19 protein-coding genes and 1 tRNA gene are annotated in these 14,939 nt (G+C 32.7%); 14 read left to right on the top strand and 6 right to left on the bottom strand.

Features of this window, described 5'->3' with window-relative positions; translation table 11 throughout:
• The first annotated feature begins 24 nt into the window (after window positions 1–24).
• Complete coding sequence (locus ACW9XH_RS08440; RefSeq protein WP_457760214.1) at window positions 25–531, top strand: hypothetical protein; 507 nt, start codon at window positions 25–27, stop codon at window positions 529–531.
• On the opposite strand, the gene ACW9XH_RS08435 is transcribed toward ACW9XH_RS08440, so the two are convergent.
• Complete coding sequence (locus ACW9XH_RS08435) at window positions 523–834, bottom strand: hypothetical protein (protein WP_457760213.1); 312 nt, start codon at window positions 832–834, stop codon at window positions 523–525. The two genes, ACW9XH_RS08440 and ACW9XH_RS08435, sit on opposite strands and share 9 nt — an antisense overlap.
• 150 nt (window positions 835–984) lie before the next feature.
• On the opposite strand from ACW9XH_RS08435, the gene ACW9XH_RS08430 reads away from it, so the two are divergent.
• From ACW9XH_RS08430 to glmS, 4 genes are all read left to right on the top strand, one after another.
• Complete coding sequence (locus ACW9XH_RS08430; protein WP_457760212.1) at window positions 985–1,110, top strand: hypothetical protein; 126 nt, start codon at window positions 985–987, stop codon at window positions 1,108–1,110.
• Window positions 1,111–1,198: 88 nt separating this feature from the next.
• On the top strand, window positions 1,199–1,768 hold the full coding sequence (locus tag ACW9XH_RS08425) for a 30S ribosomal protein S13 (RefSeq protein WP_457760211.1): 570 nt from the start codon (window positions 1,199–1,201) through the stop codon (window positions 1,766–1,768).
• Window positions 1,769–1,777: 9 nt separating this feature from the next.
• The gene (locus ACW9XH_RS08420) at window positions 1,778–2,386 is read left to right on the top strand and encodes a 30S ribosomal protein S4 (RefSeq protein WP_457760210.1); all 609 of its coding nucleotides are present in this window, start codon (window positions 1,778–1,780) and stop codon (window positions 2,384–2,386) included.
• 52 nt (window positions 2,387–2,438) lie between these two features.
• On the top strand, window positions 2,439–4,199 hold the full coding sequence (glmS, locus tag ACW9XH_RS08415) for a glutamine--fructose-6-phosphate transaminase (isomerizing) (RefSeq protein ID WP_457760209.1): 1,761 nt from the start codon (window positions 2,439–2,441) through the stop codon (window positions 4,197–4,199).
• On the opposite strand, the gene cobT is transcribed toward glmS, so the two are convergent.
• The 4 genes from cobT to ACW9XH_RS08395 all read right to left on the bottom strand — a co-directional run bounded on the left by cobT (window position 4,186) and on the right by ACW9XH_RS08395 (window position 7,098).
• Complete coding sequence (gene cobT / locus ACW9XH_RS08410; protein WP_457760208.1) at window positions 4,186–5,250, bottom strand: nicotinate mononucleotide-dependent phosphoribosyltransferase CobT; 1,065 nt, start codon at window positions 5,248–5,250, stop codon at window positions 4,186–4,188. The two genes, glmS and cobT, sit on opposite strands and share 14 nt — an antisense overlap.
• A gap of 8 nt (window positions 5,251–5,258) precedes the next feature.
• Window positions 5,259–5,867 carry a hydroxyacylglutathione hydrolase family protein gene (locus ACW9XH_RS08405; RefSeq protein WP_457760207.1) on the bottom strand — a complete coding sequence of 203 codons (609 nt, stop codon included), beginning with the start codon at window positions 5,865–5,867 and terminating at the stop codon, window positions 5,259–5,261.
• Window positions 5,864–6,511, bottom strand: coding sequence for an NAD(P)H-hydrate epimerase (locus tag ACW9XH_RS08400; RefSeq protein ID WP_457760239.1), 648 nt, complete (start codon window positions 6,509–6,511; stop codon window positions 5,864–5,866). Before ACW9XH_RS08400 ends, ACW9XH_RS08405 begins: the two co-directional genes overlap by 4 nt.
• Before the next feature lie 77 nt (window positions 6,512–6,588).
• Complete coding sequence (locus tag ACW9XH_RS08395; protein WP_457760206.1) at window positions 6,589–7,098, bottom strand: dihydrofolate reductase family protein; 510 nt, start codon at window positions 7,096–7,098, stop codon at window positions 6,589–6,591.
• 189 nt (window positions 7,099–7,287) lie between these two features.
• On the opposite strand from ACW9XH_RS08395, the gene ACW9XH_RS08390 reads away from it, so the two are divergent.
• Both ACW9XH_RS08390 and ACW9XH_RS08385 read left to right on the top strand, forming a co-directional pair.
• Complete coding sequence (locus ACW9XH_RS08390; RefSeq protein WP_457760205.1) at window positions 7,288–8,610, top strand: dicarboxylate/amino acid:cation symporter; 1,323 nt, start codon at window positions 7,288–7,290, stop codon at window positions 8,608–8,610.
• 95 nt (window positions 8,611–8,705) lie between these two features.
• Window positions 8,706–9,320, top strand: coding sequence for an RNA-binding protein (locus ACW9XH_RS08385; protein WP_457760204.1), 615 nt, complete (start codon window positions 8,706–8,708; stop codon window positions 9,318–9,320).
• A 12-nt stretch (window positions 9,321–9,332) separates the two neighbouring features.
• Here ACW9XH_RS08385 and ACW9XH_RS08380 read toward each other — a convergent pair.
• Window positions 9,333–9,420: transfer RNA gene (locus ACW9XH_RS08380), tRNA-Leu, on the bottom strand.
• A gap of 50 nt (window positions 9,421–9,470) precedes the next feature.
• Here ACW9XH_RS08380 and ACW9XH_RS08375 point away from each other — a divergent pair.
• The 7 genes from ACW9XH_RS08375 to ACW9XH_RS08345 are packed head-to-tail and all read left to right on the top strand — an operon-like array spanning window position 9,471 to window position 14,927.
• On the top strand, window positions 9,471–9,707 hold the full coding sequence (locus ACW9XH_RS08375; protein ID WP_457760203.1) for a DNA-directed RNA polymerase subunit N: 237 nt from the start codon (window positions 9,471–9,473) through the stop codon (window positions 9,705–9,707).
• A 1-nt stretch (window position 9,708) separates the two neighbouring features.
• A complete protein-coding gene (eno, locus tag ACW9XH_RS08370) occupies window positions 9,709–10,947 on the top strand; it encodes a phosphopyruvate hydratase (RefSeq protein WP_457760202.1) in 1,239 nt (412 codons plus the stop codon).
• Between the two features lie 7 nt (window positions 10,948–10,954).
• Window positions 10,955–11,584 carry a 30S ribosomal protein S2 gene (rpsB, locus tag ACW9XH_RS08365; RefSeq protein ID WP_457760201.1) on the top strand — a complete coding sequence of 210 codons (630 nt, stop codon included), beginning with the start codon at window positions 10,955–10,957 and terminating at the stop codon, window positions 11,582–11,584.
• Between the two features lie 15 nt (window positions 11,585–11,599).
• Window positions 11,600–12,541 carry a mevalonate kinase gene (gene mvk / locus ACW9XH_RS08360; protein WP_457760200.1) on the top strand — a complete coding sequence of 314 codons (942 nt, stop codon included), beginning with the start codon at window positions 11,600–11,602 and terminating at the stop codon, window positions 12,539–12,541.
• A gap of 23 nt (window positions 12,542–12,564) precedes the next feature.
• Complete coding sequence (locus tag ACW9XH_RS08355; protein WP_457760199.1) at window positions 12,565–13,317, top strand: isopentenyl phosphate kinase; 753 nt, start codon at window positions 12,565–12,567, stop codon at window positions 13,315–13,317.
• Entirely contained in the window at window positions 13,310–13,954 is a 645-nt protein-coding gene (gene idi / locus ACW9XH_RS08350) for an isopentenyl-diphosphate Delta-isomerase (RefSeq protein ID WP_457760198.1), read from the top strand. Before ACW9XH_RS08355 ends, idi begins: the two co-directional genes overlap by 8 nt.
• Window positions 13,947–14,927 carry a polyprenyl synthetase family protein gene (locus tag ACW9XH_RS08345; RefSeq protein WP_457760197.1) on the top strand — a complete coding sequence of 327 codons (981 nt, stop codon included), beginning with the start codon at window positions 13,947–13,949 and terminating at the stop codon, window positions 14,925–14,927. Before idi ends, ACW9XH_RS08345 begins: the two co-directional genes overlap by 8 nt.
• Window positions 14,928–14,939: the final 12 nt, after the last annotated feature.

The raw sequence follows: 14,939 nt of genomic DNA, 5'->3' as shown, positions 1-14,939 counted from the left end.
ACTAAAGATAATCAGCCTAAATCTGTGCAAAAATCAGGATCAATTATTGTAATTTTTGGATTGCTAATTATAGCAGGGTTGATAGTTTCAATACTAGAAAATCAAGTGACATTGGATGGCATTAATCAAGGAAATGGAAAAATCAATACTAATGAAACCGTTACCATTTCAGTAGATATAGATAAAGAAGAAACTCCAGTAGGGATTTTTGCAGTTCAAATAATGGAGTTTCAAGAAAATGCAATAACTGCAAAAATAATAGATCCTTCAAACATAGAAATCATTTCACAAAAAATTAATGAAAAAACTATTGAAAAGGAATTTGATATATTTGAATCTGGAACTTATCAATTAGTTATTCAAAGTTCTATAGACGATGAGATTTATGTGACAGGTGCAATTGGGCCACTTCCAGATGCAAACAAGAAACTTATCCTATCAATAATTACATTTAGTGTTCTCATCGTAGGGATGATAGGCGTATCTGCTACCGGAATAATAATTATCAAAAATAGAAACAGATCAGTTTAGGTAACTATCCATTTTTTCTAATCCACTAATAGTGGCATCAAAATTATCACTATTTTCCATTATGCTTGCAAGTTTCTCAAAGTTTGCAGTTATGATGCATTTTCCATCATCAGAGTGTTTTAAAACAAATCCATGTTCAATCAAATATGAAAGTCTTTCAAGAACTTCAGATTCAGAAACTGATGATTGTTCTGCCAAAAATGAACATTCTTTCTCCCCATCCTCAAGTTCTGCTAAAATAGAAGAAGTAACGGAATCAAACATAGAGTCTACAATTTTTTCACGATCAAATGTATCACTCATGCTAAAATAGAAAAGTTTTGAAAGTTATAACTTTTTGAATGCATCATTCCAATAAGATAATTAAGAAAAAGACATTCTCAAAAAACATGCAAAAGCTCTGCAACAATGACCCGTCTGGGAAAGGAGTACATTGTTTTTGTGTGGATATTGATGCCCAAAGAGGAGTCAAAAAATGCTGTAAATGTAACATATGGAATGTTCAGGGGAAAGACTGGACAAGTGATGAGGATTTTAGATAATCAAATGTATCAAAAAGCATTAAGATTAGGCACATGATAAGATCTCAAATATATCACATGGCAAAAATCATCTAATTTGATGCCTAGCATGGTTTTTATCGGGGATTCTGTGAATTTTTGAATACTTGAGCGCACAAGAATATAGACACATTGTCAGAATTATAGGAAACGATATCCGTGGAGAGAAGAAAATGATTATCGGATTAACTCAGATTAAAGGTCTTGGCTACAGTTTTGCAACAGCTATTCTGGACACTCTAAAAATAAATCCAAATTCCAACATAGGCAATCTTACAGAAGAAAATGTTCAAGCAATTGAGAAATTAATTACAGATCCTATTGCAAGTAATTTTCCAATATGGTTTCTCAACAGAAGAAAAGATATTGAAACTGGAGCAAATTTACATTTGTTAACATCAGATATTCCATTTACATTAAGAAATGATATTGAAAGAGAAAGAATCTCTGCAAGTTGGAGAGGTTATCGTCATCTAAGTGGTCTTAAAGTTAGAGGACAGAGAACTAGAACTTCAGGTAGAAAAGGTGGAGCAGTAGGTGTTGCTAAAGGAGGAATGGCAGCACCAGTTAAGAAAGGAGGAGCAGGCGCTCCAGCCGCAGCAACCGTAGCAGCTCCAGACGGTGCTCCAGCAGCCGCAGCAGCTCCAGCAGCAGCTCCAGCGGAGAAAAAAGAATAGGTGTTATGAATGGGAGATCCTAAATATCCACGTAAAGTATGGAAAAAACCAAAGAGACCACTCAATTATGAATTAAAAATGGAAGAGTTGAAAACGCTCGGAACATTTGGATTAAGAACTAAAAGAGAATTATGGAAAGCACATACAGAATTATCACGGGTAAGAAAACAAGCTAGATCATTGCTTTCATTAAGACAAGAAATTAGAGAAGAGAAAGAACCAATTTTAATGAAATCCCTTGTACGGATTGGTTTAGTAAGTGAAGATGCAACATTAGATGACGTACTTAACCTAAATGCAACAGATTTACTTTCACGAAGATTGCAAACCATTGTTACAAAAAAACTTGGATTCAAAACACCTTATCAAGCAAGACAAGCAGTAATTCACGGTCACATCATGATTGGAGATAGAAAAATCAACATTCCTTCCTATACGGTTACTGTTGAAGAAGAAAATAATGTTCATTTTACACCAGAATCAAAAATTCCAGAAATATTAGAAAAGACAAAGAAAGAGGAACCAAAAGTAAAAGAAGATGAATCGACTGGGGTTACTGCTGAATCAACTGAGGTTACTGCTGAATCTGCAAAAGATGAAAGTTCTTCAACAGAATAATCAAAAAAATAGGCTTATCAGTAAATAACCCCCAATATCAAAAAGAATCATAATGTGTTCAATTATCGGCTATTACGGAAAAGAATCTGCAGCACCCATCATTGTAAAGGGATTAAAAAGAATGGAGTATCGCGGATACGATAGTGTTGGAGTAGCAACAGAATCAAACAGTCAAATTGAATTAAAGAAGGGCATTGGAAATGTAAATGAAGTTAATTCAAAAATTCAATTAGATTCGCTTCCTGGAAAAGTAGGTATTGGGCATACCAGATGGGCAACTCATGGAAAAGTTACAGATTTTAATGCACATCCACATTCAAGTAATTCAGGAAAAATAGCAATTGTACACAATGGGATAATAGAAAATTTTGAGGAATTAAAAAAACAATTAGAAGATGAAGGATATAATTTCAAAAGCGAAACAGATAGTGAAATTATTGCCAATTTACTTCAAAAACATTATGAAAAAACAGGAGATGTTAAAGAAACAATTTTGAAAACAGTTTCAGAAATTAAAGGTCATTACGCATTTGTTGCAATGTTTGAAAATGGTCAATTGGCAGCTGCAAGATTCCATGAACCATTAATCATAGGAGTAGGACAAGACGATTTCTTTCTATCTAGTGATGTACTAGGTTTCATTGAATTCACAGATAATGCAATTTATTTAGAAAATGGGAATTTTGTAATTTTAGAGAAAAATAAATTTCAAATTTTAGATTTTCAAGGAAATCATGCAAAGTATGGAATTACAAAAGTATCTAAAGAATTTGGAGATGCATACAAAGGAGATTATGCGCATTTCACATTAAAAGAAATTTATGAACAACATGAAACCATATTGAAAGCAGGAGAGAAAACACAAGAAGCAATAGAAAAAACTGCAGATTACCTCAAACATGCAAAAAACATCTACATCACAGGTAGTGGAACTAGCTATAATTCTGCACTTATTGCAAAGCAAATCTTTTCCAAATATGTAAAAATTAAAGCAGAACCAATTATGTCAAGTGAACTACAGTTTTCACCAGATAGTATAGAGGAAAATTCCATTATAATTGCAATATCTCAAAGTGGAGAAAGTGCAGATGTTTTAGATGCAGTAAGAATTGGAAAAGAAGCAAATTGTAAAATCATAGCCATAGTAAATTTAATGACATCTTCACTTGCTCGAGAGGCAGATGTGGTGATCGGAATGAATTGTGGACCAGAAATTGGAGTAGCTGCAACGAAAAGTTTTACATCTCAACTAGTTATACTTTATAAAATTGTACAAAAATTGAGCGACGGTAAAATAACAATTAATTTTGAAAAATTTGCTGAATCAATTTTAAAAATATTAGAAAATCCGAAAAAAATTCAAAAGATTGCAAAAGAGTTGAAAAATATTTCAGACATCTACGTACTTGGAAGAGGAATCAATTATCCAATTGCAATAGAGGCAGCTTTGAAATTAAAAGAATTGACATACATTCATGCTGAAGGCATTCCAGGAGGGGAATTAAAACATGGACCTCTTGCATTAATGGATTCAAGTGTATTTGTAATTATTATAAATCCAAATGATTCTACGTATTTAGACACATTAACCAGTGCAAGAGAAATCAAAGCTCGTGGAGCAAAAATTATCGGAGTTTCAGATATAGAAAGTGATGTTTATGATTACTGGATAGAAATGCCAAAAATAGATCAAGTATTGTATCCAATTTCAGAAATAATTCCAATTCAATTTTTATCATATTATGCATCCCTTGAAAAAGATGCAGATCCTGATTATCCTAGAAACCTTGCCAAATCAGTTACTGTAAAGTAAATAATCGATGATATTCTTTTTCTGCCATCTCTAAAAATTTTACAGAATTATTTCCAGTTTTAATCATTGAAGAGATAATGCTCCCACCTGCACCCACTCCTTCTTTTGCAAATCCTTGAGAAAATGCTTTCAGACCACCATATTGTGAATTTTCTAAGCCAGGATTAACAGCGATGGCAGGAATATCAGCAATTTTTGCTATAAGACTAGTGAAATTTGCACTCTCATCATCAGTAATGTATGAAGTTGTTCCAATTGCAGTGTTTTCTTCATTAAAGCCAATTTTTGCAGCAAATGCCAGAACTGCAGCCATCTGAGTTCCACCTGCCAGCATTACATTAGATATACTGGATGCGGAACTTAGCATTCCAGCTACAAAAGGAATCATAGGGTCACCAACTTTTGCCACGATGCTATAAGGATGATCAGAATCTATTCTCTCAAGTGCGGATTTGACAATCTGATTTTTTAATTCAATGGGATTATTTGGAATACTAGAACTAACTTTAGCATCATAACCTAATGCTTTCAGTACAGCTAGTGCAGTGGTGGTTCCACCAGGAATACTTTCTCCAATTACTAGACAATCAGTTAAAGATGCCATACTTCGTCCTACAATTCGCCCATAGTCAACAGCACGAGATACTTGTGAATCAGTCATTGCATCATCAATTGAAATATTTTTTCCAAAAGACATACCAGTGTCAATAAATGGAAGTTGTGGTGAAACTTTACTTCCAGCATTAATTGTCAAATGTGGAATACTGGCAGATTCCAATGCAGTTTTGGTCAATAAACCAGGAGTAGGTTTACCATCAGGAGTCATCGGAATTTTATCAATTGTTTTGCAGTATCCATAATGAAGGTATTCAGCATCAGCAGGAGGAGTAAACTGTATTGAATCCCTATCCGCACCTGCAAATGTAATTCCAGGAATTTCACATGTTTCAGTATATGAAATTACAAATGAAAAAAGAAATCTCTTAGATATCATAGATTCAAGGAAAATTTTTCCTTGCTCTATATTCCCAAATAATTTAATATTCTCCATTGTAATTTCTAACCCATCATATCAAGAAACTGCTGCTCAGTTCTTTTTTGCATTACGTGATTAGTTATTTTTTCTTGTCCAAGAGTTGAAATTTCAGAATTGCCATAATTATGGCCTGAATACATGACTAGATTTTCATCTAAATTATACAATACATCAAAAAGGCTATGATATAGATCTTTTACACTACCTCCAGGTAAATCAATTCGACCACAGTTTCCAACAAATAAGGTATCGCCAGAAAAGATTTTTCCGTCACCCACAAGACAAATACTATCTTGAGAATGACCTGGTGTATGTAGTACTTTTAATTTAGAATTTCCAAATTCAATAAAATCACCATCCTTTACAGTGATATCGTGTTTTAATTCAGATAATTCATGTTGAATAATAGGCGCCTTAGTAGATTCAACCATTGCTTCGTTTCCCAAAGTGTGATCAAAATGATGATGAGTGTTTACAATGTATTTTATTTTTAAACTATTTTTTTTAATGATCATTTCCAATTCAATTAAATCCCACGATGGATCAATTATGATTGCTTCACTAGTGTCTTCATCTTCAACTATGTAAGAGAAATTCTGCATGTTCCCAACTTGAATTTGATGTACTATCATATGATTCCCTCTTCAGCTTCAGGAGGAATTCCAATTTTTTCTGCAAACAATTCACCTGTCAAATCTTTTCGTTTAGGAATTCCTTGTTTCATTTTATGAAAAGTTACAGTCATATCACATTTTGAACAAATGTTGGCTGTTTCTCCAGTTTGAGGATCTAACCCAGAAGGAACATCTACTGCAAATTTATAGCAATTTGCTTCATTGATAAAATTAATTGCAGATGCATATGGTTCTCGAATATCTCCAGATATTCCAGTTCCCAAAATCCCATCAATAATCACATCAGGTTTAAAATCAAATTCAAAAGAATCGCCAGACATTAATTTCACAGAGGGCATTTTTTGCAATATTGACCAATTCCAATTACTCTCTTCTGTTTTTATTTTTTCAGGACTTCCTAAAAGCATCACTGTAACTTTAGCACCATATCCTGCCAGATGTCGAGCCATAACCAGACCATCACCACCATTATTCCCCAATCCAGCAAAAATCAGAATATTTTTTGATTCCACATTGTCAATTTTTTCAAGCAATCTTCTTACTGCTGCAGCCCCAGCATTTTCCATCATAAATTTTTTCAAGAATCCCATGTCATGGCCCTTGTTTTCAATATTGTACATTTGATCAACGGTAATTTCCATATCAATCATGAAATTATATCCAAAATAAGAGCTTTGAAAATACGAAATATGTCTAAAAGGGTACTAAATTATTAGATTTATTTCAGAATTTTGTAATACAATTCAATCAAAGCATCATAATCAGTAGTTTTTATCAATTCAAGTTTCATCTCTTTTTCAATGTTCTTGAATAATGGGATTCCTTTACCAAGCACAATAGGGATTATCGATAGTATGATTTCATCCACAAAACCAAGATTCATAAAAGTAGAAATTACTTCAGCACCACCAATCAACCAGATGTTTGTTCCTGAATTGGCGAGGATCTCTTTTACTAATTTCTTAACATCATGTACAAACTCAGTGTTTTCATCATCGGGATATTCATTATTTCTAGTAAGAACATATGATTTCTTGTCTTTGTAAGGATAATCGCCAAATGTTAATACTTGGTCGTATGTTTTTTTACCCATAATCACCGTATCAACAGATTTGATAAAATCATCATATCCAGATGCCGTAGTTTTTGGGAGCCAATCAATATCTCCATTATCTCTTGCGATGTATCCATCTAAGCTTGATGCAATGAAGAGTATGATCTTTCTCATTGCATTACCTTGATTTAGTCAGATATAATCTCAGATGTATTCTAAAACACTATTTAGAATACATCATATGGTATTCCTAAGAGCTTTGAAAATACGTTTCAGGGATAAAATTACATAAAATTTAGAATCAATGATGAGAATCGCAATGTTTTGTAATATAGATGAAAAATGGAAAAATTATGAACATTTATGGTGATAAAGTCATTCAAGTACACAATTCCCCAAATTTCATATCTCATTAAAACAAAATTATGGGCACAGGTAATTTTTGCATTATTTTTAGGATTGATCTTCGGCGTGTTTTTAGGTCCAGAAGTAGGAATTGTTGAAAAAGAAACAGCAGAAATAATCACAAACTGGTTATCAATTCCTGCCAATCTGTTTCTAAAAATCATTCAAATGATTATCATACCGTTAATTTTTGCATCAATAATTCGAGGAATAACTTCATCAGGTAGTTTGGAACAACTTCAAAAACTTGGATTAGGAGTCTCTGTGTATTTTGTTATAACAACAATCATTGCATTAACTATTGGAATCATTCTTGTTTCAGTTATTGCACCTGGAAATTTCATTGATAGTTCTATGATTAGAGAGAGTTTTGGAATGGAAGATGTAGAACCTGTTGAAAAGACAGAATTCAGCATACAAGATATTCCACAAAGCATAGTTGGCATGATACCAGGAAACCCATTGGCATCATTCATGTCTGGAGAGATGTTAAGCATAATCGTTTTTGCATTAATTGTTGGAGTTTCCATGATTTCATTACCAAAACAAAGTTCTCAACCAATTCTTGACTTGTTAGAATCTGTACAAAAAATCACTCTGAAGGTTGTATCATGGGCAATGCGTCTAGCACCATTTGCAGCCTTTGGATTAATATCTGGAATTACATCCAAGATTGGTCTTTCTGCACTTACAGTACTGGGAGCGTACATGTTGACTGTAGTAATCGGTCTTTTTGTAATGATGTTGATATACATGATAATTATCAAATTTTTTACAAATAGACCAATCTTATCCACATTTACAATGATGAAAGATGCTCAACTACTTGCATTCTCAACTTCTAGTTCTGCTGCAGTAATGCCATTATCAATTAAAACTGCAGAGGAAAAAATGTATGTAAAACCCAAGGTATCCCAATTCATCATTCCTTTGGGGGCTACAATCAACATGGATGGAACGGCCCTATACCAGATAATAGCTGTATTTTTCCTTGCTCAACTTTTTAGTATTGATTTAGGATTTACAACGATTATTCTAATCACATTAACTGCTCTTGCAGCATCCATTGGTGCACCTTCTGCTCCTGGAACTGGGATTGTAATACTATCAACTATCCTCATTGCTGCAGGCATACCTCCTGTTGCAGTTGTTCTACTTCTTGGAGTTGATAGAATTCTAGATATGACACGAACTATGGTCAATGTTACAGGTGATCTTACTGCTTGTTTGTTCTTCGATAAGAGAATAAAAGTAGATGAAGAATCTGAAGAAAAATTATGAATATGAATCTAAAATTCCTATTTTAAAAATACATTATGTAATATTCCCAAGAGTTTGGCAAACGGCTTTATCCTAGTTTTAAAACATGTGTAAGCATGACTCTAAAAAATGTAAAACCTTCATTAAATAAAATTGCAAAAGATTTGGAAACAGTTCAAGATGCTAGAGAATTTCTATTAAAAAATACAAGAGAAATTATTATTCTATGTAGTAAATCAATTATCGCAGTGCATAAAGGAGATTTAGTAACAGGAAAAAACAATCTAAAACAAGCAGAGACATTGTTAAAAAAATACAAGAAAAAAGCAACTGGTGGACTAAGAAGATACCTAATTACGCCAGAACAAGAATTTGTAGAAGCTGCATGTTTGATTGCAATTGTTGAACAAAAAGAAATCCCTTCAGATAAGAAATTGGCAGTAATGCCCGAATCATATGTTTTAGGATTATTGGATTGTGTAGGCGAATTAAAAAGACAAGTTTTTGATAAAATAAGAACTGATGAAATTGATGAGGCAACGAGGATTTTTGAAGTTATGGAAAATCTATATCTCCAACTTTACACTTTTTCAATGTATGATAAAGTAGTAAAAGAGGCCAGAAGGAAAATAGATGTCAATAGAATACTAGTAGATGACGTTAGATCTGTAATTACAGAAGAAAAAAGACGAACAGAATTAATCAAGATTTTAAAGAAATTAGAGAAATAATCTAAAATAAAGTGGTGCGGATGATGGGATTTGAACCCACGTACTCCTAAGAGACTAACCCCTCAAGCTAGCGCCTTTGGCCAGGCTGGGCGACATCCGCAATTGAAATTTCTTGCATGGTTTTTATAATCCTTGGTTACTTTTTTGTTCGTGTTAATTCCTGTTAGATGTTTAACTTGTGGAAAATTAGTTGCCGATAAATTTGAAGATTATCAAAATAAAATTAAAGCAGGAGAAGATCCTACAAAAACTCTTGATTCTTTAGGAGTCGAAAGATATTGTTGTAGAAGAATGCTTTTGACTACTGTAGAAACAATACAGCAAGTAATTCCATTTTATGAAGCAATTCAGAGAAGAAAACAAGAAGTTCTATCTGAGTTAGAATAACTTGACTAAAATATCCTCAATTGAAGGACGAATTTTATACAATAGTAGAGGCAGTAAAACAATCGAAGTTGATGTTCAATCTGATAACAAATTTTTAGGGAGAGTATGTGCCCCATCAGGTGCCAGTGTAGGAAAATATGAAGCAGTTAGTTTTCCAAATGGAAATCCAGAAGAAAGTCTCAAAATACTAAAAGAAAATTCTCAAAAATTCATAGGTTTAGAATCATCAGATCTTAAAGGAATTCACGATGTTCTAAAAAGTTTAGATGGTTCTACAAATTATGCAGTTATTGGAGGGGCATTAGCATTTGCAGTTACAATTGCAGCCATGGATTCAGCCTCAAAGGCGTCAAGTGAACCATTATTCAAAATACTCTCGTCTGAATCATCATTCAAATTTCCATTCCCATTAGGAAATATTTTAGGAGGTGGGGCACATGCAGGTCCCGGAACTCCAGATATTCAGGAGATATTGATTTGTGCAACAGGATCAAAAACAATCGAAGATGCGATTGAAACTAATTTGTCAGTACATAAAGAATTACGCAAAGTGCTAGAAAAAGAAGATTCTAGCTTTACAAATGGTAGAGGAGATGAAGGTGGATGGGCGCCAAAATTAGAAAATCAGAAAGCATTAGAAATTTCTGCAAAAGCATGTGAGAATTTAGGATTTACTTTAGGAAAAGAAGTATCGTTAGGTGTTGACTTTGCATCATCAACACAATGGAATGAAGAAAAAGGCAAGTATGTTTATGACAGAGCAGGTTTTGAAAATTCAACTGGAGAACAAATCGACTTTGCTGCAAACATTATTGAAAAATTTAAATTAATTTATGCTGAAGATGCAGTTCATGAAGAAGCGTTTGAGGACATGTCAGAATTAACAAAAAAATTCCCAAACATACTGGTCACAGGAGATGATCTGACTGTGACAAACAAAAATATCTTAAGAAAAGCAATTGAAGCAAAATCATGCAATGCGGCAATTTTAAAAGTTAATCAGGCAGGAAGTCTTTTTGACGCCTTGGAATTTTCAGAGGAAGCAACTAAAAATAACATCAAATTAATCACATCACATAGATCAGGCGAGTCTACAGACTCGCAAATATCTCATATTGGTCTTGCTACAAAGTCAAAAATGCTCAAAGTGGGCGTTGTGGGAGGAGAAAGAGTGGCAAAACTTAATGAATTATTACGACTATCAGAGCATGATTTAATACGCGGTATGGCAGAGATTTAAAATCGTCATGAGTCAACAAGCTGAAGGAATCGACATCAAAAAGATGGTTTTAGCCACAGGAATTAGGGTAGGTACTCAAGTTAAGACCAAATTTATGAAACCATTCATCACCAAAGCAAGTCCTGAAGGACTATACATGCTTGATTTAGATATCACATTAGAAAAAATCAAGGCAGCAGCCAAATTCATCAACAGATTAGGTGCTGAAAACCTCATAGTTTGCTCTGGCAGACAATATGCAGAAACACCTATTGAAAAATTCTGTGAAAGTTTAGGCTCTAAAAAATTACTGAATAGATTCATGCCAGGAACACTAACAAATCCATCATTGCCATATTACATTGAACCAAAATTAGTTTTAATTTCAGATCCTCAAGTAGATGAGCAAGCAATTATTGAAGCAACAAATGCAGGTATTCCAATTATAGGAATTGCAAATACAGACAACATCACATCTAATTTGGATGTAATTATTCCAGCAAACAACAGAGGAAGAAAAGCTCTAGCTACAGTTTATTGGTTATTAGTACGTCAAATCCTAATTGAAAAGGGAGAATTGAAAGAGGATGAACCAATGAAAGAAGAAATCGATGATTTTGAAACAAAGATTACCGAAGAAGAAATCGATGATTTTTAGAATTTTAATATTTAATTGAAATCCAAAGCTTCTGCACCAGGAAAAGTAATTCTTTTTGGAGAGCATTTTGTAGTATACGGTGTAAAAGCAATCCTATGTGCAATTAACAAAAGAATTACTGTAACTGCGGAAAAAATAGATGGAAAGAAAATATCTATTCAATCAAAAATCGGAAATTTAGAATTAGAACCTGGAAAATCAATTTCAGAGATCAATTCGCCATTAAAACCATTTTACTATTTGGCAGATAAAATGTTAAAGAATGAAAATACTGGAATTGAAATTATTGTGGAATCAGATATTCCATTAGGAGTAGGTTTAGGTTCATCATCTGCTTGTTGTGTAGCAGGGGCTGCTGCAATTTCAAGATTATTTAAAAAAATGTCTAATGAGGAAATTCTCAATCTAGCAATTGAGGCTGAAAAAACAATTTTTAAAAATACATCAGGAGCTGACTGTACTGTATGCACATATGGCGGAATCATGGAATATGTAAAAGAAGAAGGATTTCATAGAATAGAATCAAAGCCCAATTTTCATCTAGTAATTGCCAATTCAAACATCGAACATTCTACAGAATCAGTGGTGGGTAAAGTAAGACAATTTAAAGAAAACAATGAAAATGAATTTTCTTCATTATGTAAAATGGAAACAAAACTAGTTGAAGATGTTTTAGAATTATTTAAAGAAAACAACATCGAAAAATTAGGAATTAAAGTTAAAGAGAATCAAAAATATTTAGAAACGATAGGAATTTCAAATGATAAATTAAGAGAAATGATCCAAATAGGCCAAACAGAATCATTTGGTGCAAAAATTACTGGTGCCGGAGGAGGAGGATGTATCTTTGCCCTTACAGATGAATCAAACCTTAAACAGACAATTAAGCAATTCAAAGATAAGAAGTATGATTGTTTTTCAGTTAAAATAGATTTTAAAGGTCTGGATACTTTTTAATTGATCAAATAATTTTAAAAAATATGATTCTAATAAAATTTGGGGGTTCCATTATTACAAATAAAGAAAAACCGTTATCTGCTAGAAAAAAAATAATAGATAATCTTTCTAAAAGTTTAAGAAAAATTGATGAACCCATAATCATTGTTCATGGAGGAGGATCTTATGGGCATTATTGGTCTGTAAAATACAATATGCATACAAAAGAAAAAAGATATGATCCAAAGGGAGTCGCAATTGTTAAAAATTCAATGATTGAATTGAATAAAATTATTTTAGATTCATTGTTAAAAAATAAATTAAATCCGTATTGTCTACCTCCAACTGATTTTATGTCAGGAAATAAACCCATCACTAAAAAAATCAAAGAAATTGAAAAAATTGCAAAATCAAACTTGATTCCAGTTACATATGGGGATGCATTATGGTATGGTCAGAAAAAAACATATATTTTATCTGGAGATAAAATTATGACTCATCTTGCAAGAATTCTAAAACCTAGACTTTGTATTTTTGCATTAAATGAAGATGGATTGTATTCAGATTTAAAAGCAAAAAAACTAATTTATGAATTACATGGTGAACGACCATCCATTTCTGAAAACAAAATGGATGTGACAGGTGGAATGACTAGAAAAGTTGAAGAAGCATCAAAAATTGCAAAGATGGGAATGAACGTATTCTTTGCAAATGGCAACAAACCTGAAAGAATTGTAAAAGCGGTTAAAAATAGGACATTTGAAGGAACATTGTTTAGAGGTAAAAGAAATGTCTGAAGAATATGTAATTTTAGTTGATGAAAATGATAATCCAATAGGAAGTGAAGAAAAGGTAAAGTGTCACTTACCAAATGGAAAATTACATCGAGCATTTACTGCATTATTGTTTGATGATGATGGTAGATTGGTTCTTACAAAAAGAGCTAAAGAAAAAATGCTATGGCCAAATGATTGGGATGGTACATTTGCAAGTCATCCAAGAGAATCAGAAACGTATGTTTCATCAGGAGAAAGAAGAATGCCGGAAGAACTAGGGATTAAAGGAACACTAGATTATTTACATAAATTTGAATACCATGTTCCATACAAAGATGTGGGTTCTGAAAATGAAATATGTGGAACTCTAATTGGAATAATTGACAAATCTACAGAATTAAAAAAAATTGAAGGAGAAATTGATGAAATTAAATGGATTTCATCTAAAGAATTAATTGGAGAATTAAACAAAAATCCACAAATCTATTGTCCATGGATGCTTATTGCATTGGAATTATTGGAAAAATCAGACAAATCAATGCTTGAAAAGCATGCAAATATCTTATCTACATGGATGAATAGTGAAGTACATGATGAATTACAAAAAGCGATTAAAATTCATCTACCAAATAACAAATGGAGATTAGTAAATGAATAAAACTAAACAAATGGAACAAAATGCCAAAATAGTAAACAAACATCTAAATTCAAAATTAAAAGGGAATCCAAAGAAACTCTATGATGCAGCAGGTCATCTAATTGTGAATGGTGGAAAAAGACTTAGGCCATACATGGTAATTAGAAGTTGTCAAATTTTAAAAGGTAAAGCATCCAATGCAATGCCGGCTGCAAGTGCAGTAGAGATGGTTCATAATTTTACATTGGTTCATGACGACATAATGGATAATGATGAAATGCGTCATGGAGTTCCCACAGTACATAAAAAATTTGGCATGCCAATTGCAATACTTGCAGGGGACGTTTTATTTTCGAAAGCATTTCAAGTTATTACTGATTCAAAATTATCTGCCAATGCTACTACTCAACTAGTATCTAGACTTGCTAAAGCTTGTGTAGATGTATGTGAAGGTCAATTATTAGATGTAAAAATGGCTGAAGAGAGAAAAATCCCATCGCAAGCAGAATACATTACAATGATTGGTAAAAAAACTGCAGCATTGTTTGATGTTTCTTGTGCAATGGGAGCAATTTGTGCAACAAATAAAGTAAAAGACATCTCAAATCTTTCGTCATTTGGAAGAAATTTAGGAATTGCTTTTCAAATAACTGATGATCTCATTGGAGTAATGGGAGATCCTAAGATAACAAAAAAACCAGTAGGTAATGATCTAAGAGAAGGAAAAAAATCACTTCCAATCCTCATGGCAATAAAATCAGCAAAAGATAATGAGAAAAAAATAATTCTAAAAGCATTTGGAAATTCAAAAATATCAAAAACAGATCTGAGTAAAGCAGTAGAGGTCATTAGATCTTTAGGAATAGAAGAAAATGTTAGAAAACAGGCTCTAAAATATGCAGAAAAGGCTGAAAAATCATTAGAAAGTTATTCAGGACCTGCAAAAACAGAGTTAATTTCATTGTTAGATTTTGTCGTTAAACGTAGTGTGTAGTTGTAAAAGGTA

It is taken from the genome of Candidatus Nitrosopumilus sp. bin_32a, assembly GCF_054095935.1.
Note: the sequence above shows the minus strand (reverse complement) of the source record. Positions and strands in the feature narration are given on the sequence as shown.